The 18,233-nt window shown below is 72.5% G+C and carries 15 protein-coding genes; 4 read left to right on the top strand and 11 right to left on the bottom strand.

Features of this window, described 5'->3' with window-relative positions; genetic code table 11:
- Positions 1 to 41: 41 nt before the first annotated feature.
- From ACZ6BG_RS20400 to ACZ6BG_RS20355, 10 genes are all read right to left on the bottom strand, one after another.
- Positions 42 to 479, bottom strand: coding sequence for a lasso peptide biosynthesis B2 protein (locus ACZ6BG_RS20400; RefSeq protein ID WP_469003269.1), 438 nt, complete (start codon positions 477 to 479; stop codon positions 42 to 44).
- Positions 476 to 739: a lasso peptide biosynthesis PqqD family chaperone gene (locus tag ACZ6BG_RS20395; RefSeq protein WP_468455744.1), complete on the bottom strand. Its 264-nt coding sequence runs from the start codon at positions 737 to 739 to the stop codon at positions 476 to 478. Before ACZ6BG_RS20395 ends, ACZ6BG_RS20400 begins: the two co-directional genes overlap by 4 nt.
- A 187-nt stretch (positions 740 to 926) precedes the next feature.
- Positions 927 to 2,945, bottom strand: a complete 2,019-nt coding sequence (locus ACZ6BG_RS20390) for an asparagine synthase-related protein (RefSeq protein ID WP_469003266.1) — start codon at positions 2,943 to 2,945, stop codon at positions 927 to 929.
- 130 nt (positions 2,946 to 3,075) lie between these two features.
- Positions 3,076 to 3,219: a lasso RiPP family leader peptide-containing protein gene (locus ACZ6BG_RS20385; protein WP_469003264.1), complete on the bottom strand. Its 144-nt coding sequence runs from the start codon at positions 3,217 to 3,219 to the stop codon at positions 3,076 to 3,078.
- Positions 3,220 to 3,424: 205 nt separating this feature from the next.
- The gene (locus ACZ6BG_RS20380; protein WP_469003261.1) at positions 3,425 to 4,954 is read right to left on the bottom strand and encodes an MFS transporter; all 1,530 of its coding nucleotides are present in this window, start codon (positions 4,952 to 4,954) and stop codon (positions 3,425 to 3,427) included.
- Positions 4,955 to 5,096: 142 nt separating this feature from the next.
- A complete protein-coding gene (locus ACZ6BG_RS20375; protein ID WP_469003259.1) occupies positions 5,097 to 5,960 on the bottom strand; it encodes a hypothetical protein in 864 nt (287 codons plus the stop codon).
- Positions 5,944 to 6,849, bottom strand: a complete 906-nt coding sequence (locus ACZ6BG_RS20370) for a helix-turn-helix domain-containing protein (protein ID WP_469003257.1) — start codon at positions 6,847 to 6,849, stop codon at positions 5,944 to 5,946. Before ACZ6BG_RS20370 ends, ACZ6BG_RS20375 begins: the two co-directional genes overlap by 17 nt.
- A gap of 490 nt (positions 6,850 to 7,339) precedes the next feature.
- A complete protein-coding gene (locus ACZ6BG_RS20365; protein WP_469003255.1) occupies positions 7,340 to 8,692 on the bottom strand; it encodes a S8 family peptidase in 1,353 nt (450 codons plus the stop codon).
- A gap of 178 nt (positions 8,693 to 8,870) precedes the next feature.
- Positions 8,871 to 9,707: an endolytic transglycosylase MltG gene (mltG, locus tag ACZ6BG_RS20360; RefSeq protein ID WP_469003253.1), complete on the bottom strand. Its 837-nt coding sequence runs from the start codon at positions 9,705 to 9,707 to the stop codon at positions 8,871 to 8,873.
- Between the two features lie 65 nt (positions 9,708 to 9,772).
- A complete protein-coding gene (locus ACZ6BG_RS20355) occupies positions 9,773 to 11,581 on the bottom strand; it encodes an ABC transporter ATP-binding protein (protein ID WP_469003251.1) in 1,809 nt (602 codons plus the stop codon).
- A 169-nt stretch (positions 11,582 to 11,750) separates the two neighbouring features.
- Between ACZ6BG_RS20355 and ACZ6BG_RS20350 the strand changes: the two genes are divergently transcribed.
- The 4 genes from ACZ6BG_RS20350 (at position 11,751) to ACZ6BG_RS20335 (ending at position 17,402) form a co-directional block, all read left to right on the top strand.
- Positions 11,751 to 12,194: a MarR family winged helix-turn-helix transcriptional regulator gene (locus ACZ6BG_RS20350; protein ID WP_469003249.1), complete on the top strand. Its 444-nt coding sequence runs from the start codon at positions 11,751 to 11,753 to the stop codon at positions 12,192 to 12,194.
- A 60-nt stretch (positions 12,195 to 12,254) separates the two neighbouring features.
- The gene (locus ACZ6BG_RS20345; protein ID WP_469003247.1) at positions 12,255 to 15,209 is read left to right on the top strand and encodes an FAD-binding and (Fe-S)-binding domain-containing protein; all 2,955 of its coding nucleotides are present in this window, start codon (positions 12,255 to 12,257) and stop codon (positions 15,207 to 15,209) included.
- 235 nt (positions 15,210 to 15,444) lie between these two features.
- On the top strand, positions 15,445 to 15,738 hold the full coding sequence (locus ACZ6BG_RS20340; protein ID WP_468455723.1) for a hypothetical protein: 294 nt from the start codon (positions 15,445 to 15,447) through the stop codon (positions 15,736 to 15,738).
- Positions 15,739 to 15,941: 203 nt separating this feature from the next.
- Positions 15,942 to 17,402 carry a Gfo/Idh/MocA family protein gene (locus tag ACZ6BG_RS20335; protein WP_469003243.1) on the top strand — a complete coding sequence of 487 codons (1,461 nt, stop codon included), beginning with the start codon at positions 15,942 to 15,944 and terminating at the stop codon, positions 17,400 to 17,402.
- Between the two features lie 42 nt (positions 17,403 to 17,444).
- Here the strand turns inward: ACZ6BG_RS20335 and ACZ6BG_RS20330 are convergent, their stop codons facing one another.
- Entirely contained in the window at positions 17,445 to 18,224 is a 780-nt protein-coding gene (locus ACZ6BG_RS20330; protein ID WP_469003240.1) for a L,D-transpeptidase family protein, read from the bottom strand.
- Positions 18,225 to 18,233: the final 9 nt, after the last annotated feature.

The following is an 18,233-nucleotide window of genomic DNA, read 5'->3' as shown; positions in this document are numbered from 1 at the left end:
CAGACGCCCATGTGGTCCACCGACGTGACGTTGGCTTACTGTCAGGCGCTCTCACTCCGCGCCGACTCGACCGGCGGGATCGACAGGAGCGTCTGATAGTGCCCCGCCGGATGCGGCTCCCCCACCGGCTCCCCCGCGACCTCCACCCACGCGTGCGCCTGGAACGGGCTGGTCCGCACCCCCGTGCACCACGTCGGCCACACCCCCCGGCTCCGGCACAACAGGGCCGTCGCGATGGACCGCTGCAGACACGCCTGGCCCGCGCAGCGAAGGCTCACGGACACGATGTCGCGGCGCGCCGCACGGGCCTGCTCGGCGGTGGCGGGCCGGGCCCCGCGGCGCAGGAACTCCAGGACCGCGCGCACCCGGGCCGGGCGGGTGCCCGCGAGCAGCCGGGCCACCGCGACGGCGAGCAGCGGCAGCATCCTGCGGTGCAGCGGAAGCCGGTCCCTGGCGGACAGGGCGACGGGGGCGCTCATCGCGACTCCACGACGAGGCGGGCCTCGCGCAGCGCCTCGACGAGGCGGGACACATCGCGGTGCGCGGCGTCGGGGGCGGCTCGGTGCCGGGTGGTCAGCTCCTGGGCCGCCTGATCGTGGGTGCGGCCGTCGAGCAGGTTCCTGAGGACCAGGACGCCGGTGGGGTTGAGCTGCCAGTAGCGGCCGGTGCGCTGGTGGAGCAGGACGGCGCCGTCGTCGGTCTCGGCCAGGGAGACGTCGGGGTGCAGGGTCAGGGTCATCGGGGTCTCCCGGTCGTGGTCGTCGGGGTCTGTCGGGTCGGGGGCAGTGCCTCGTGGCGGTCGAGGGTGTCGGTGCCTCGTGGCGGTCGGGGGGCGGTGCCTCACGGCGGTCAGGGGCATCGGTGCCTCGCCGTCGGAGGGGTCGACGCCTCGCGGTCAGGGGACGGGGAACCGTCGGTCGCGGCCGTCACGGGCTCCCGAGCGGGAGGGGTCGGCGGGCGGCGCGGGCCCAGGTCTCGCAGCCGAGGAGCTGCTCCACGGCGATGTCCCGGGAGGAGTCGGCCTGCGGGGCCAGCAGGTAGGCGCGCACCGCGTCGGGATCGATGAGTCCGAGGTCGGCGAGGACGGTGCCGGACGAGAACACGTCGATCATCGCGGCGAGGTTGGCCTGTCGACCGGCCCGCAGGTCGGCGCTGAAGTCGCCCTTCGTCGTCCGGTCCAGGATCGTGTCCGGGACGAGCCCGCGCATGGACCGGGCGAGCAGCGGCTTGTACTGCCACGGCGTGGTGCGTTCGTGCGGGCGGACGGCCAGGACCGCCTCGACGACCCGGTCGTCCAGGAAGGGCTGTTCGAGTCGGACGCCCTCGGCGGCGAACAGGCGGGACACCTGGCGGTAGGCCGGTGAGGTGATCCGCAGGGCGGCGAGGTTCTGGTGCGGGCCCCGGTCCTCGGCGAAGGGGCGGGCGTGCTCGGCGGTCGCGCGCAGGGCGGCACGGGCGGCCTCGATCGCGGCGTCCGTGGCCCAGGCGGGCGCGCGCAGCGGTGCGAGGCCCCAGCCGATGGACGGCAGCCGGGCGGGCGGGGGCGGGGCGGTGAGGTCGTCGGCCTGGGCGCGCCACCACTGGGCGACGCTCTCGGCGCGGGCGAGCTGGGTCAGACAGCCCCACAGCGGCCAGCGGCCGAGCGCCCGGCTGCCGCGCAGGTGCCGGAGCAGGGTGAGGGGGTGGCGGCGCGCCAGGCGGTGCAGATAGCCGGGCATGCGGCCGAAGAGTTCATCGGCGCCGTGCCCGGCCACGTGCCGCCGGGATCCGTGCTCGGCGAGGACGGCGGCGGTGTGCCGCATGCGGGCCTGGGTGCGGGTGTAGAGGTACGGCCGTTCGGTGTCGGCGAGCGCGGCCGGATCGGTGAAGACCGACGGCAGGTCGCTCTGAGCCACCACGAGGTGGCGCGCGCCGGGCAGTTCGGCCGCGGCGAGCGCGGCGAAGCGGGCGTCGTCGTTGCCCGCCTCGGCCTCGGCCCAGCGGAAGGTGAGCAGGTCGGGGGTGTGCCGCGCGGCGAGGAAGGCGAGGGAGGTGGAGTCCATGCCGCCGGACATGTCGGCGCTGAGCCCCGTACCGACGGTGAGCCCGCTGTCGGCGCGGGGCCCGCTGTCGGCGCTGGGCCTGCTGGCGGCGCTGCGGCCGCTGGCGCCACTGAGTCCGGTGTCGGCGTTCAGACCGCGCTCGGCGACCGGACCGCGCTCGGCGCTCGCACCGCTTTCGTCGTACGAAGCCGTGGCCACCCCGGCTGTGTCTCCACCGGCCCGGACCGCCCCGCTCGCCCCGCTCAGCCCGTCCACCGCGGCGACCAGCGCCTCGCGGACCGCCGACGCGCCCTCCTCCAGGCCGAGTTCGGGGCAGGGCGGCGACCACCAGCGGCGTTCGCGGGCGCGGTCGGGTTCGAGGACGAGGCAGTGGTCGGGCGGCACCGTGGACACGCCGGTCCACGCGCTGCGGTCGGAGAGAGGGGGCGGCAGCATGCCGCCGCAGACGACGCGCAGGGCGAGGGTGTGCTCGTCGATCCCGGCGCCGGTGAGCGCCGCGAGCGCGTCGGCCCGGTCGGCGGCGACGGGGATCCCGCCGTCGAGTCGCGCGTGGAACACCTGCCGCAGTCCGGTGACGCTCCCCTGCACGCGGGTGGCGTTCCCGGCGGCGGCCACCAGGTGGAAACTGCCCGGCAACTGCCGTGCCAGGGCGTCGACATCGGCCAGCGTGCGCAGCCGGCGGCACAGCCGCTCGAGGTGGGTGGTGGCGACCGGGCAGCGCCCGATCACCACCACCCGTACCGGCCCCACCGTCACCTGCCGGATCTCGTCCAGCTCCCAGCTCCCCACCAGCCACAGACGGCCCGACGGATGGGGTATCAGCCGGGGCGCCGCGAAGGGGTACGCGCCGTCGAGCGGCGGCGTACCCGGCGTATCCGGAAGGACGACGAAACCGGCACTCATGTCACACGGCCTCAGTTCTCATCGAGCTCATGACCATCGATCTCAAAAGGGGCCCGCCTCGCGCACGAGGCCCGCCCTGGGAAGGGGGCCGACACCACACATGTCCGGTGTCAGGCTCCGGAACGATCGGTCACCAGCCCTGCTCGCCGAGGACGTCGGTGTACCGGGAGCCGAAGCCCAGCGTGTCCTCGGAGAAGTCGCCGACGGCGATGAGAGCCGGGGGCTCGTAGCCGGCGGCCTGGTCGCGCTCGTCGATACCCGTCTTGTCTTCCATGGATTCCTCCCGTGAGGTGCCCTGACAGATGAAGGAGCCCTCGGTCCGAGGGCCCCGGGTGACGCGCGGCAAGTATTCGAACTACTTGCCGGAAAGCGGACTACCCCCCAACTCACGCGTCTACACCGTCACTTGCGCCACAGACGCATCGAGATCACGAGGAGCCGCCGGAGCCGGTCCTCGGCTCCCGCCCGGAATCCCGGATTCAGTGGCCGCCGCCGACCCGCGGCCCGCGCGGCACCAGCCACACGACGAGCAGCGCGACGGCGGTCACGATCCCTGCGCTGACGTACGCCGTGGTCGTCAGCGCGGACTCGAACGCCGCCCTGGCCGCGTCCATGAGCCGCTCCCCGGCCGCGCCGCCCAGGCGGTCCGCGGCCTCCACGGCCCCGCCGACGGACTCCCGCGCCTGCGCCGTCCGGCCCTCCATGTGGGCGGCGTACACGGAGCCGTGGATGGAGCCGAGCAGGGCGACACCGAGGCCGACGCCGAGTTCGTACGAGGTCTCCGACACGGCACCGGCCTGCCCGGCCCGTGCCGCGGGCACCGTGGACACCAGGACGGACGCGGCCGCGGTGATGGCGAGACCGTCGCCGAGGCCGAGCGCGACGAACACGACCGCCACGACCCCGTACGGGGTCGGCTCCGCCGACAGGGCGAGCAGCAGGAACCCGGCGATCAGACCGCCGAGCCCCAGGGCCATCACGGCGCGTACCCCGAACCGCTCCATGAGGAGGGGCGAGAGCAGCGACCCCGCGAGCATCGCCCCGGCGGCGGGCAGCGTCCGCAGGCCCGCGCCGAACGGCGAGTATCCGTGGACGTACTGGAGCCACAGCGACATCAGGAAGAGCGCCGCACCGATGGCGAGCATCGCGAGGAACGTGGCGAGCGCGGCCGCGGTGAACGCGCGGTCGGTGAAGAGCCGGACGTCGAGCAGCGGGTCGTCGCGCGTGAGCTGTCTGCGGGCGAACACCACGAGGAGCACGACGCCGAGGGCCAGGATCGCGAGGTCCCCGACGGCCAGGCTGCCCTTGGCGACGTGCTTGATGCCCCACGCGAGCGCGATCACGCCCACCACGGAGAGCGCGGCGCCGGGCCAGTCCAGTGGACCCCTCGCGCCGCCGCGGAACTCGGGCAGGAGCCGCACACCGGCGACCACGGTCACCACGACGACGGGGACGTTGACCCAGAACGCCGCCGACCAGCCGGAACTCTCGACCAGCAGGCCGCCGACCAGCGGGCCCACGGCGGCCCCCGCGCCCGCGACGGCCGCCCAGACGCCGATGGCGAGAGCGCGCTCGCGCGGGTCGGTGAAGATGTTGCGGATCAGCGAGAGCGTCGACGGCATGACCATCGCGCCGCCGATGCCGAGCAGGACGCGTCCGGCGATGAGCTGCCACGGGTCCGCGGCGGTCGCGGCCACGATCGAGGCGAGGCCGAAGAGCACGAAGCCGGTGAGGAACAGGCGTTTGCGGCCGAGGCGGTCGCTGACCGCGCCGGAGGTGACGAGCAGACCGCCGAGGACCAGACCGTAGATGTCGATGATCCACAGCTGCTCGACGGCGGTGGGCCGCATGTCGTCGATCAGCGACGGCAGCGCCACATTGAGGATGGTGGCGTCCATCGCCACCAGGAGCAGGCTGGCACACAGCACGGCGAGCGCGGCCCAGCGGCCGCGCCCTGGCGTCGGACGGCTGTCCGCGGCGGGGCCCGAGGAGTCCAGGTCACGGGCCACGGGACATCTCATCCCTCCGCGGCCCTCCGGCCCCGTGCGCTCACCGCGCACCGGTCCGGAGGCCCTCTGAGTACCTACTTGTCAGGGAAATTCCGTCCAAGTATCACCCATATGCTCGCTATGCGCCTTTTCTCCATCCGACTCACCCGCTCTCCGAACGCGTCCGACGTCGTACGTCGAGCGGACGGCGCCGCGACGCCGCGCGGGGGGCACCGGTGGACCTGGCCGTCAGGACGCGGATGTGATCGGTGAAGTCGGCGTCGGGCAGCGGGAGTTCGATGTCGGGATCGACATAGCTGACGGCGGTCGCCACATAGTCCATGACCGCGCCCACGACCGCGGGCCTGGTCCCGAGACCCGCCGCCCGTTCGGAGACCTTCAGCCTGCTCAGGACGCGCAGGGTCGTCGGCACGCTCGGGTCCGTCCGCACGGGCGGATGGTTGAGCGGAAAGCCCGGTTCCGGGCAGCCGCCCGGCTCGTCCGCGGCCCGTGCCGGGAGCACCGCGCTCGGCGTCTGCTGCTGCCACCACGCCGCCTCACCTCGCTCCCCGAGCGAGAGGTGATGCAGATAGAGGCAGTACGAGGCGGCGGTGTCGCCCGCGCCCGCCGCGTACTGCCACCAGAACCGGGCCGAGTCCTCAGCGCCGCTCAACTGCAGGATGCAGCCAAGGACCCGGGCACCCGGCGGCTTCGGCAGCGCCTGGGTGAGGAAGTCGCTCAGCGAGGTGACCGCCGCGGTGGTCACGACGGCCTCGCACAGGCTCTGCAGATCCCGTGCCGCGGCCCGGGCCACGCCGTCCTTCCTGCCCCGGCCCGCCGACCGCATGACGGCGTGCACCGACCCCGGCGGGAGTCCGGCGGCGGCGCACACACCGGCGCCGGCGGCCGCGAGCCGCCCGTGGGCGGGGGCGGCGCCGGGGCGGACGGCGCGCACATGGTCGTAGGGGGTGTCGGTGTCGTCGAGGAGCCGGGCGCGGGCGAGCAGTTCATCAATCGCTACGGTCACCGGAGTGTCCCTCCTGGGTGGCGGTGCGGAGGCGGCCGTCGAGGTGGCGCCGGGCATGTCGGGCGGTGGAGCGCACCGCCGCGAGCGGAATGCCGAGGACGGCGGCGACAGCGGTCTCGTCCAGGCCGCGCAGATGCAGCAGCACCATCACGTCGAGCTGCCCGGCCGGCAGCCTGCGCAGCCCGTCGAAGAGGAACATCGACTCCTCGATCTGCGCGACGGGGTCGGCGGCCGTACGCAGGGCGAGGGTGTCGAAGGCCGCTTCCACGAGCGCGGGGCTGTTGTCGGGATGCGGGGTGCGCTCCATGACGGTCTGGCGCAGGATCCGCCAGGCGAACCGCTCCGGGTTGTCGCTGGCGAGCGCCTCGTCCCAGAGGAACAGCAGCAGGATGAAGACGTCGTTGACGGCGCGGCGCGCCTCGGCGCGGCGGCGCAGGAACGTGTGCGCGTAGCCGGTGTAGGCGTCGCGGTAGAGGTCCTGGAACGCGGAGAAGTGCACGGGAAGGCGGTCGTCGGCGGACAGGCCGTCCCCCTGCAGGCAGCTGTTGATCCAGATGGTTCGCTTGTTGGCCTCGCGGGCGGCCAGCGCCCAGAGCGCGCGCATGTCCGCCATCGACGGGTCGGGCCAGCGCAGCGCGGTGAGCAGGCTGCGCGTGAACTCCCAGCGCGGGTAGCGTCCCGCGGCGCGCAGCAGCTCGGATATCTTCGAGCGGGACCAGCCCGTCTCGCGTTCCAACTGGCCGATGGTCAGGCCGCTTGCCTGGTAGGACCCGCGCAGCGGCTCGAGCCAGGCGCGGTGCGCACGACCCGTCCCGGCCGTGATCGGCCCGAGCTTGCGGCCCCGCCTGCTGCGCGGGGTGCCCTCGGGCGACATGGCCTTGCCGGTCACCCGGCGCCCTCCTCACCCCGGCCGGCCGGTGGTGGGCCCAGCTCGTCGTGCCCGCCGCCTGGGTCTTTCCTGTCTCGCCTGTGCATCAGGCTCCTCATATGCGTTATACGCGTTATATGCGTTCGAGATATGCGTCCGAGTCCGGAGCCGACCCCTCGGACGCCTGTGGACGCCCTGGTGCCGGGAACCGGGAGCCCAGCATGGAACCTTCGCGCGGCGTCGGCGACTGAAACTGGCGATCGGGGAACAATCAGTGACTCATGCTGACTCAAATCAGTTCGCGGCAAGGTCAGTTACTGACCAGATGTCAGCAGCGCGACCCCTGCGACCGGCCCTCGGCCACTGCAGCCGCCCGGTGCCACGGCGGCGGGAGCCGCCGACACGTCCCGCACAGGCCTGTCCGGCGACACGGCGCCGGACAGGCCAGCCGTCCACCGGGGTCGTGCCGGGTACGGGCCGGGGGGTGACTCGGGGCGGGTCCAGGGAGCGACTAGGGCAGATACAGGGTGTAGAGGAGCTTGTCGGGCACGACCGGCGTGGGGCCCTGCAGCACCCCGGTGGTGGCGTTGTCGACCAGGCCCTGCTTCACCTGCGCCGGGGTGTCCCCGGGCCGCAGTCCGAGGTGCAGCGCGGCGGCCCCGGTGGCGTGCGCGGTCGCCATCGACGTGCCACTGAGGGTGGCCGTGGCGGTGTCGCTGTCCTTCCAGGCCGAGAGGATCTGCGCACCGGGGGCGAACAGCGACACGCACTTGCCGGTGTTGGACGAGGACATGACGCGGTCGGAGCGGTCGCTTCCGGCGACGGTGACCGCTTCGGGCACCCGCGCGGGCGAGGTGGAGCAGGCACCGCCCGGCTGTCCGGAGCTGCCCGCCGAGACGGCGTAAGTGACACCCGAGCGAATGGAGTTGCGCACCGCGCGGTCCAGGACGTCACTGATCCCGCCACCCAGGCTCATGTTCGCGACGGCGGGCCTTGCCGCCTTGGCCGTCACCCACTCGACACCCGCGACGACCCCTGAAGTCGTGCCGGAGCCCTGGCAGTTGAGGACACGCACCGCCACCAGCTTGGCCTGTTTGGCCACCCCGTAGGTGGCACCCGCGGCGACACCGCCGACGTGCGTGCCATGACCGTGGCAGTCGTTGCCGTTCTGCCCGTCGTTCACGGTGTCGATCCCGACCGAGGCCCGGCCGCCGAACTCCGCGTGCGTGGTGCGCAGTCCGGTGTCGATCACGTACACGCTGACGTTCGGCGCGGCGGTCCGGTACGTGTACGTCGTGGACAGCGGCAGCCGTCGCTGGTCGACGCGGTCGAGGCCCCAGGGGGCGTCGGGCTGCGTCTGGTCGGTGGTCGCCCGGTGCGTCGGTGCCGGGCGCGCCGGTGCCGCGGCGATCCGGACGCGGGTGTCCTGGCGGACGTACTCGACGCGGGGATCGGCGGACGTGCGGGCCGCCTGCGCGTGGCTCATCCGCACGGAGAAGCCGCGCAGCGCCGCCCGGTACACATGCCCGACGCGTGCCCCTTCGGCTCGCCCGGCGAGGTCGCGCGCCACCGCGGACACATCGACGGAGGCCGTGGTGGCGGAAGAGGAGGAAGGGGAAGGGGACCCAGTGGTGGGCGCGGCGCCCCTGGGCTCTCTCAGGACGACGATCCAGCTGTCCGGCACGGCGGTCTCGCCGGTACCGGCCAGCCGTAACTTCCCCTCCGGGGCCGCCCGGTCGGCGGGCGCGGCCCCGGAGGGGGACGCGGCCTGGGCGGCGGGACCGGCGCCGAGCTGAAGACCTGCGGCGAGCAGCACGCCGGGCAGCACCAGCGCTGCCGGGCGACGACGTATGGACGTTCTCATCTGCGGTGCACCTGAACCTTTCATGGACCATGGACGGGTCGGGTCATGTGCGGTGCATTGCGGGTCGCGCGCCGGGCGTACGAGGCCTGTGGTTCGGCGCGGCGCGGGGGGTGCCCGCGGTACGGCGAGGAGCGCACGCCAGCGTCTCGCGCGCCTCGGGACGGCACAAGGCTGTTCCTCAGGCGGCCGGCTGCCCGTTCCTGTTGAACTCCGCCACGTTGCGCTGCTGCTCCTCGTAGTTCGCGGTGAACCGCGTGTCCCCGGGCTTCACCGTCACGAAGTACAGCCAGTCCCCCTGGGGCGGGCTGGTCGCGGCGCGCATGGCGGCCTCGCCGGGGTTGGCGATGGGGGTGGGCGGCAGGCCCATGCGGGCGTAGGTGTTGTAGGGGCTGCCGATCTTCGTGTCGCGGCTGGTGGTCTTGAGGGTGGAGCGGTTCAGGGCGTAGTTGATGGTGGAGTCCATCTGGAGCGGCATGCCGCGGTCGAGGCGGTTGTAGATGACGCGGGCGACCTTGCCCATGTCCGCCGGGTTGTCCGCCTCGGCCTCGACCATGCTCGCGATGGTGACGGTCTGGTAGACGTTCACGGCGTTCCGGTCGGCCCCTGCGGTGACATGGCCGCCGCTGAACTTCTTGTTCGCGGTGTTGACCATGTACGACAGGACGGAGGCGGGGGTCGACTGCGAGCTGAGGGGATAGGTCGCGGGGAAGAGGTAGCCCTCGGGGTTGCCGCCCGCGTCGCCCGGGAGCTTGAGGTCGGCCTTCGACACGGCTCGCTTCGTCGTGCCGGACGGCACGTCAAGGGCCTTGTCGACGGCCTCGTACACCTGGACGGAGCGCCAGCCCTCGGGGATGGTGAGCGTCTTGGGCCGGGGTTCTTCCTCGGGCAGCAGGAGCGGCACCGCCACGGCGGAGGCCGCCGCCGCGGTACCGATGGCGATCGCGGCGATCCGGCCCCGGCGCGTCAGCCGGATCGCGCCCCGCTTCAAGCCCCGTCGGGGGGTCGTGTTGTGCATGCGGGCACGCTAACCCGACATTCCTCCTATTTGCCGCATATCTGAGCGCAGCTCGCCCCACTGCCTCACGTCACCGGCTCCAGTTGGGCGTCCCTTCGGACCAGCGCCGCGTACCGGCCGCCCCGGTCGAGCAGCTCGCCGTGGGTGCCGCGCTCGGCCATGCGCCCGGAGTCGAGGACCACGATCTCGTCGGCGTCGCGGACGGTCGACAGGCGGTGGGCGATCGTGAGCGTCGTCCGGTTGGCCGACAGGGCGTCGATGGCCTGCTGCACGGCGTGCTCCGTGCGGGTGTCGAGCGCGCTGGTCGCCTCGTCGAGGATGAGGACGGGCGGGTCGCGCAGGATGGTGCGGGCGATGGCGAGGCGCTGCTTCTCGCCGCCGGAGAAGCGGTGGCCGCGCTCGCCGACGACGGTGTCGTACCCGTCGGGCAGGGAGGCGATGTGGTCGTGGATCTGGGCGGCCCGCGCGGCCGCGTGCAGTTCCTCGTCCGTGGCGTCCGGCTTGGCGAAGCGCAGGTTCTCCGCGACCGAGGCGTGGAAGAGATACGCCTCCTGGGAGACGACGCCGACCGCGCGGGCGAGCGTGTCGAAGTCCAGGTCGCGCACGTCGACGCCGTCGAGCGTGACGCGGCCGCCGGTCACGTCGTACAGGCGGGGCAGCAAGTGACTCAGGGTGGACTTGCCCGATCCCGTCGGCCCCACGACCGCGAGGCTGCCGCCCGCGGGGATGGCGAGGTCGATGCCGTCGAGGAGGGCGGCGCCCTGGCCGTCGTACCGGAACGAGACGTTCTCGAACCGGACCTCACCCTTGATCGTCTCCAGGCGGATCGCGTCGGCGCGCTCGGTGATGTCGATGGGCAGGTCCAAGTACTCGAAGATGCGCTGGAACAGCGCCAGGGACGTCTGGATCTGCACGCCGGTCGACAACAGGCTCACGGTCGGCCGGAACAGACCCTGCTGGAGCGAGACGAAGGCGACGAGGGTGCCGATCGAGACGGTGGGGCCGCCGAATTGGAAGGCGAGTCCCGCGCTCCAGTAGATGACGGCGGGCATGGCGGCCATCACGATCGTGATCACGGCCATGCGCCAGCGTCCGGCCATGTTCGAGCGGACCTCGAGGTCGACGAGCCGGCGGGACTCCTCCTCGAAGGAGCGGGTCAGCGAGTCGGCGCGGCCCATCGTGCGGCCGAGCAGGATGCCGCTGACGGACAGCGACTCGGTGACCGTGGCGGCCATCACGGCCATCTGCTTCTGCCGTTCGGTCGCTATCTTCTTGCGTTCGCGGCCGACGCGGCGGCTGATCCAGACGAACACCGGGAGCAGCAGGAGGGAGACGACCGTCAGGCGCCAGTCGAGGGCGAGCATGGCGACGACGGTCGCGATGACGCTCGTCAGGTTCGACACCAGGGACGTCGCCGTGGACGTGACCGTCGCCTGCATGCCGCCGATGTCGTTGGCGATGCGGGACTGGACCTCGCCCGTGCGGGTGCGCGTGAAGAAGGCGAGCGACATGCGCTGGAGGCGGCCGTACACCGCGGTGCGCAGGTCGTGCATGACCTGCTGGCCGACGGTCGTGGAGATCAGGGTCTGCAGGACGCCGAAGACGCTGGTGACGACCGCGCTGAGGATCATGCCGAGCGCCAGCAGGCTCAGCAGGCCCGTGCGACCCTCGGGGATCGCGGTGTCGAGGATCTCCTTCAGAAGGAAGGGAGTGGCCACGGACACCAGCGACGCGGCGGCGACCAGCAGGCCGACAAGCCCGAGACGGGCGCGGTAGGGACGGAAGAGACGCAGGATCCGGCGCAGCTGGCGCGGTTGTTCCGCGGCGCCGGGATCATCGGCCGGGGGTTTCCACAGGGGGTTGTCGTGGCGCATGGGCTCCTACGGGAGGGTGACGGAGGGCGGCGCGCGGGCGGCGGCGCATCCGCGCCGACGTCGACAGCGCACCGACGATGACCATGAGAGCGTAGCTCATTGTTACCTATACTCACAATGAAACAGATCCTGATAATATTCCCGGCATGAGCACCCCGGACCTCCGCCCATGAACACCCCGGACACCGACGGACTGCTGGCCGAGCAGCTGCTGCGGCTCACCCGTCGACTGCACCGCATCCAAAAGCGCCATCTGGAGCCCACCGGCGTCACCCCGGCGCAGTCCCGCCTCCTGCGCACCCTCGCGCACTACGAACAGCCGCCCCGCATGGCCGACCTCGCGGAGCGCCTGGAAGTCGTGCCGCGTGCCGTGACCAGCCTGGTCGACGGCCTGGAGGCGGCCGACATGGTGCGCCGCGTCCCCGACCCCACGAACCGCCGGGTCATCCGCATCGAGCTGACCGAAGGCGGGCTCAAGGCCCTCGGACGGCTCCGCGGCGCGCGCCGGGCCGCCGCGGAGGACATCCTGGCTCCGTTGGACGCCGCGCAGCGCGCGCAGCTGGGCGGCCTGCTCGACGCCCTGTTCGACGTGCCGGAGCGGCACCGCTGTTGACCCCGCCGGGGACCGCGGCCGGCCCGCGAGGAACCGCAGCCGATCTGCCGAGGAGAGGCCATGCCCCTGCTGGAGCCCGACCCCGACGCACTGCGCCCCGCCCCGGACGGCCGCGTGCCGTCCCCCGACCGGGTCCCTGACAGCCGCGCGGCCGGCACCCCAGAGCCGCTGCGCGCCGATCTCGTCGCGATCCTCGGCGCCGGGAAGGTCCTGACGAAGGTGTCGGACCTGGTCCGGTACGCGTCCGACGCGAGCCCCTACCGCTTCGTGCCGCAGGTCGTGGTCGTCGCCGAGGACATCGACGACGTCTCGGCCGTCCTGTCGTACGCGCACGGCCGGGGCCGCGAGGTCGTCTTCCGCGCCGCCGGGACCTCCCTCAACGGCCAGGCGCAGGGCGAGGACATCCTCGTCGACGTACGCAAGCACTGGGCGGGCGTCGAGGTCCTCGGGGACGGCTCGCGCGCACGGATCGGCCCCGGCACGACGATCGCGCGCGCCAACGCCACCCTCGCCCGGCACGGACGGGTGCTCGGCCCGGACCCGGCCAGTGCCATCGCCTGCACCGTCGGCGGCGTCGTCGCGAACAACGCCTCCGGGATGACGGCCGGCACCACCCGCAACTCCTATCGCACGGTGGCGTCCCTGACGTGCGTGCTGCCCTCGGGCACCGTCATCGACACCGCCGAGCCGGACGCCGACGACCAGCTCGCGCACGCCGAGCCCGCCCTGTGCGCGGGCCTGCTCGACATCAAGCGCGAGATCGAGGCGGACCCGGAACTCACGGCCCGCATCCGCGCGAAGTACGAGATCAAGAACACGAACGGCTACCGCCTGGACGCGTTCCTGGACGGCGCCACGCCCGTGGAGATCCTGCGCGGCCTGATGGTCGGCTCCGAGGGCACGTTCGGCTTCATCTCCGAAGTCGTCTTCGACACGCTGCCCCTGGACCGGCGCGTGTCGACTGCGCTGCTCTTCTTCCCGTCCCTGCCCGCCGCCGCTGCCGCCGTGCCGCGCTTCAACGAGGCGGGCGCCCTGGCCGTGGAACTCATGGACGGCAACACCCTGCGCGCGTCCGTCAGCGTCCAGGGCGTCCCGGCCGACTGGGCCCGGCTGCCGAAGGACACCGCCGCGCTCCTGGTGGAGTTCCGCGCACCGGACGAGGCCCGCCAGGAGGCGTACGAGGCGGCGGCCGCGCGGGTCCTTGACGACCTCACCCTCGTGGCGCCGGTGGCCTCCGTGACGAACGGCTTCACCCGGGACGCGAAGACGATCACGGGCTACTGGAAGGCCCGCAAGGCGTTCGTGACAGCCGTCGGCGGCTCCCGCCCGGCGGGCACGACGCTGATCACCGAGGACTTCGCCGTGCCCCCCGCGCGCCTCGCGGACGCCTGCCAGAGTCTGCTCGAACTCCAGAAGCGGCACGGCTTCGACGCGGCCGTCGCCGGGCACGCCGCGCACGGCAACCTGCACTTCCTGCTCGCCTTCGACGCGGGCAGGCCCGCCGACGTGGACCGGTACGCCGCGTTCATGGACGAGTTCTGCCGCCTCACCGTCGAGCGGTTCGACGGCTCGCTGAAGGCCGAGCACGCAACGGGCCGCAACATCGCGCCGTTCCTGGAGCTCGAATGGGGCCGAAAGGCCACGGAGCTGATGTGGCGCACGAAGCGGGTCATCGACCCTGACGGCGTGCTCGCGCCCCGCATCGTCCTCGACCGTGACCCGCGGGCCCATCTCCGGGGCCTCAAGACGATCCCGAAGATCGAGCTGCTCGCGGACCCGTGCATCGAGTGCGGCTTCTGCGAACCGACCTGCCCCAGCGAGGACCTGACGACCACACCGCGCCAACGCATCGTGCTGCGCCGCGAGATGCTGCGCCAGCGGCCGGGCTCACCGGTCGAGGACGGCCTCGTGGCGGCGTACGGATACGACGCGGTGGACACCTGCGCGGGCGACTCGACGTGCAAGCTGGCCTGCCCGGTCGGCATCGACACGGGCGCCCTGATGAAGGACTTCCGGCACACCCGGCACTCGCCGCGCGAGGAGAGGGCGGCCGCGCTCGCCGCGCGGAACTTCAAGGCGGTCGAGGCGTCCGCCCGGCTCGCGGTGGCCGCGGCAGACCTGCTCGGCGCCCGCCTCGGCGGCGGCCGGGGCGACCGGATCCTGACCGCCGTCACCCGGTCCGCCCGCAGGGCCGTCCGCCCCGACCTGGTCCCCGAGTGGCTGCCGGAGATCCCTGGCGCCGCCCCCGCCCGGCTCCCGCGCACCGCGCGCGTGGGCGCGGCCGCTGTCTACTACCCGGCGTGCGTGAACCGCATCTTCGCCAGTCCCGGCGAGATCCCCCTCGCGCAGGCCGTCGTCGCGGTCTCGGCCCGCGCGGGCAAGCCGGTGTGGATCCCGGACGACGTCGCCGGGACGTGCTGCGCCACGATCTGGCACTCCAAGGGGTACGAGGCGGGGAACCGCGTGATGGCCAACCGCATCGTCGAGGCGGCCTGGGGCTGGACGGCGGGTGGCGCGCTGCCCCTGGTCGTGGACGCCTCGTCCTGCACGCTCGGCATCGCGCACGAGGTCGCGCCGTACCTCACGCCCGACAACCGCCAACTGCACAAGGAGCTGACGGTCCTCGACTCCGTCGTCTGGGCCGCCGACGACCTCCTCCCCCACCTGACCATCCACCGCACCACGGCCTCAGCCGTCCTCCACCCCACCTGCTCCATGCACCACTTGGGCGACGAGCCGCAGCTGACCGCCGTCGCCGAGGCCTGCGCCGACGAGGTCGTGGTACCGGACGACGCGGGCTGCTGCGCGTTCGCGGGCGACCGGGGCATGCTCCACAAGGAACTCACCGAGTCGGCCACGCACCGGGAGGCCGCCGAGGTGACGTCCCGTCACTTCGACGCCCATCTCTCGGCGAACCGCCTGTGCGAGGTGGGCATGCAGCACGCGACGGGCCGGGAGTACGGCTCGGTGCTGCAGGAGCTGGAGCGGGCCACGCGGCCGACGAGCCCGGCGTGACACGGCTCGTACCTCCGGTGGGTGCTTCCGGACCGCCGTCCTCGAACGGCGCCGTGCGGCGCACGTCAAGTGGCAGTCGGCTCACCAGGGGCGCGGGACGCCCCCGCGCACTTCACCTCCCCCCTCCCAACCCCCGCAAGGCATCGACGCGCGCACAGCCGCCGGGTAGGCATGAAGGGCGTCGCACCGACCGGAGCGATCGCCGCACGAGTTGAGCGAGCAGTGGGGGGACGACATGGCCATCATCGTCACTTTCGAGATTCCGGGCGTCGGACAGGAGCTCTACGACGCCTGCATCAGCCGTCTCACCGACGGCGGCGAGTTCGCGTCGCTCGCCGACATTCCCGCACCCGGGCTGATCTCGCACGCGGCCGGGCCGGTCGAAGGCGGGTGGCGGGTCATCGACGTATGGGAGTCCGAGGAAGCCCTGGAGAACTTCGCGAAGATCCTCCAGCCCATCCTCGCCGACCTCGGCCACGCCGACGGCGAGCCGCAGATCATCCCGGCGCACAACGTCGTCACGCGCTGACCGACCCACTCGGCCAGCGGCGCGGGGCGGGTCAGCGGCGCGGGGCGGATCACCGTCCTCCCCCCGGACCCGCCGGGTCCGCACGTGCAAGCCCGCCCCGCGAAAAGTCCAACCCCCTGACCACTTCGGTCTCTTGCGCCCCGACCACCCCGCCATCAAGGTGTCTTCCGCCCATAGGTAGGCACCGCGATGACGGAGGTCCGATGCACGACGAGAACGCGACACCGGCACCCGAAGAGTCCACCGACGAATCCACTGGCGGTCACTCCAGGCGCACGGTCCTCCGCACGGCAGGAATCGCCGGAGCAGGCCTGGGCCTTGGCGCCTTCGCGTCCGGCACCGCCCACGCGGACACCCCCGCCGAAGCCCCCGCGGGCTCTGCCCAGTCCCCCGCCGGGGCCCCCGCCCGCAAGGGCAAGACGATGATCGGCGTGCCGTTCGAGCCCCGCTCCACGGTCCGCGTCGGCATCATCGGCCTCGGCAACCGCGGCGGCAGCATGATCGACCTGTTCCTCGCCCTGCCCGGCGTCCGCGTCGTCGCCCTGTGCGACCCGGTCAAGGACAAGACGGCGGCGGCGGCGAAGAAGGTGGTGGCCGCGGGCCAGCCCGCCCCGGCGACGTACACCAATGGCGACCACGCCTACGAGAAGCTCTGCGAGCGCGGCGACCTCGACTTCGTGTACGTGGCGACGCCCTGGGACCTGCACTTCGACATGGCCAAGTCGGCGATGCTGAACGGCAAGCACGTCGGCGTGGAGTGTCCGATCGCGATGCGCCTCGACGAACTGTGGGCGCTGGTCGACCTGTCCGAGCGCACCCGCAGACACTGTATGCAGTTGGAGAACTGCTGCTACGGCAAGAACGAGATGCGGGTCCTGCGGATGGCGCACGCGGGCAAGTTCGGCGACCTGCTGCACGGCGCGGGCGCGTACAACCACGACCTGCGCGGCCTGATGTTCGACCCCAAGTACTACGAGGGCCCGTGGCGCCGCCTGTGGCACACGCGGCTGCGCGGCGACCTCTACCCGAACCACGGCTTCGGCCCCGTCGCCAACTACATGGACGTCAACCGCGGCGACCGCGTCACGCACATATCCAGCTTCGGCACGCCCTCCCTCGGCCTCGCCGAGTACCGCAAGGAGCACATGCCGCCCGGCGACCCGAGCTGGAAGGAGACGTACATCGAGAGCGATCGCACCATCAGCCTCGTACAGACCGCCAAGGGCCGCGTGATCCGCCTGGAGCACGACGTCTCCACGCCCCACCCCTACAGCCGCATCAACAGTCTCGGCGGCACGAGGGGCGTCTTCGAGGACTACCCGGAGCGCATCTACATCGAGCCCGACCACACGAACGACGAGTGGGGCGACTTCGGCAAGTACGCCGCCGAGTTCGACCACTGGCTGTGGAAGGAGCACGCCAACCCGCCCGGTGGGCACGGCGGCATGGACTACATGATGATCTTCCGGCTGATGCAGTGCATGCGGCTCGGGCTGCTGCCGGACTTCGACGTGTACGACGCGGCGACGTGGACGGCGCCGGTGCCCCTGAGCCACGCCTCGATCAAGGCGAAGGGCGCTCCGCAGGCGATCCCGGACTTCACCCGGGGGCTGTGGAAGAAGGCGCGCCCGGGCATGGACTCGGAGAAGCCGAAGGAGTCCTGAAGCCGTGGGGTGGGCCCGGGCCCACCGGGCCCACCCCACGGCTCAGCCCCGCAGGGCCGCCTTGTCCCCCATCACGACGACCGGACGCAGCTTCGGGTCCAGCGTGCGCAGCAGATAGCGCATGCCGGACTTCGACAGGCTCACGCACCCGGACGTCCCGCTGCCGTGGTCCATGTGCAGCCAGATGCTGCCGCCCTTGGACTGGCCCTGAGGGCGCGTCGGGTCGGTGGGCGGGGTGCCCTTGACGCGGTTGTAGTCGATGGCGATGACGTGGTCGAAGTCGTGCCAGTGGGTCTTGGGCCAGTAGTGCGGTGCTTGGAAGGCGGCCGACTCGGTGTACGGCAGCCGGGCGCCGGGGTCGGCCAGGACGCCGCCCGCGTCGCTGAGCGTGAACACGCCGACAGGGCTGCGCTTGTCGTTCTCGCGATGGTCGGGGGTCCAGCCCTTCTTGCCGTTGTGGGCGGGCCAGCTGCGGGTCTTCTTCCAGGTGGGGCCGGACGCTCCCGACCCGGACTTCCCCGTGCCGGACTTCTTCCCGTCCGTCTTCGTGTACAGAACGACCGTCGCGTCCGCCGAGTTCCTGCCCTCCCCGTACACCGCCACGACCTGACGGGAGTTCTCCGGGATCCGCGACTGGAGCCGGTCGCCCACGTCCGGAATGAGCCGCGAACTCTCGGCCGCCCCGGCGTCCGTGCGCCCCGCCTCGCGTGCAGCGCCCTCGCTCCCGCCGTCCCCGTCGTCGCCCGAACCACCGCAGGACGTCAACAGGACGGAGCAGGCCGCTGTCGCGGCCGCCGTTCGCACCAGAGCAGCTATTCGCATGTCCCCCAT

Source organism: Streptomyces sp. NPDC041205, from assembly GCF_055591765.1.
Note: the sequence above shows the minus strand (reverse complement) of the source record. Positions and strands in the feature narration are given on the sequence as shown.

Coding starts and splice junctions, on each gene's coding strand:
- ACZ6BG_RS20400 (WP_469003269.1), bottom strand. CDS start 479: ATGAGCGCCCCCGTCGCCCTGTCCGCCAGGGACCGGCTTCCGCTGCAC.
- ACZ6BG_RS20395 (WP_468455744.1), bottom strand. CDS start 739: ATGACCCTGACCCTGCACCCCGACGTCTCCCTGGCCGAGACCGACGAC.
- ACZ6BG_RS20390 (WP_469003266.1), bottom strand. CDS start 2,945: ATGAGTGCCGGTTTCGTCGTCCTTCCGGATACGCCGGGTACGCCGCCG.
- ACZ6BG_RS20385 (WP_469003264.1), bottom strand. CDS start 3,219: ATGGAAGACAAGACGGGTATCGACGAGCGCGACCAGGCCGCCGGCTAC.
- ACZ6BG_RS20365 (WP_469003255.1), bottom strand. CDS start 8,692: ATGAGAACGTCCATACGTCGTCGCCCGGCAGCGCTGGTGCTGCCCGGC.
- mltG (WP_469003253.1), bottom strand. CDS start 9,707: ATGCACAACACGACCCCCCGACGGGGCTTGAAGCGGGGCGCGATCCGG.
- ACZ6BG_RS20355 (WP_469003251.1), bottom strand. CDS start 11,581: ATGCGCCACGACAACCCCCTGTGGAAACCCCCGGCCGATGATCCCGGC.
- ACZ6BG_RS20350 (WP_469003249.1), top strand. CDS start 11,751: ATGAACACCCCGGACACCGACGGACTGCTGGCCGAGCAGCTGCTGCGG.
- ACZ6BG_RS20345 (WP_469003247.1), top strand. CDS start 12,255: ATGCCCCTGCTGGAGCCCGACCCCGACGCACTGCGCCCCGCCCCGGAC.
- ACZ6BG_RS20340 (WP_468455723.1), top strand. CDS start 15,445: ATGGCCATCATCGTCACTTTCGAGATTCCGGGCGTCGGACAGGAGCTC.
- ACZ6BG_RS20335 (WP_469003243.1), top strand. CDS start 15,942: ATGCACGACGAGAACGCGACACCGGCACCCGAAGAGTCCACCGACGAA.
- ACZ6BG_RS20330 (WP_469003240.1), bottom strand. CDS start 18,224: ATGCGAATAGCTGCTCTGGTGCGAACGGCGGCCGCGACAGCGGCCTGC.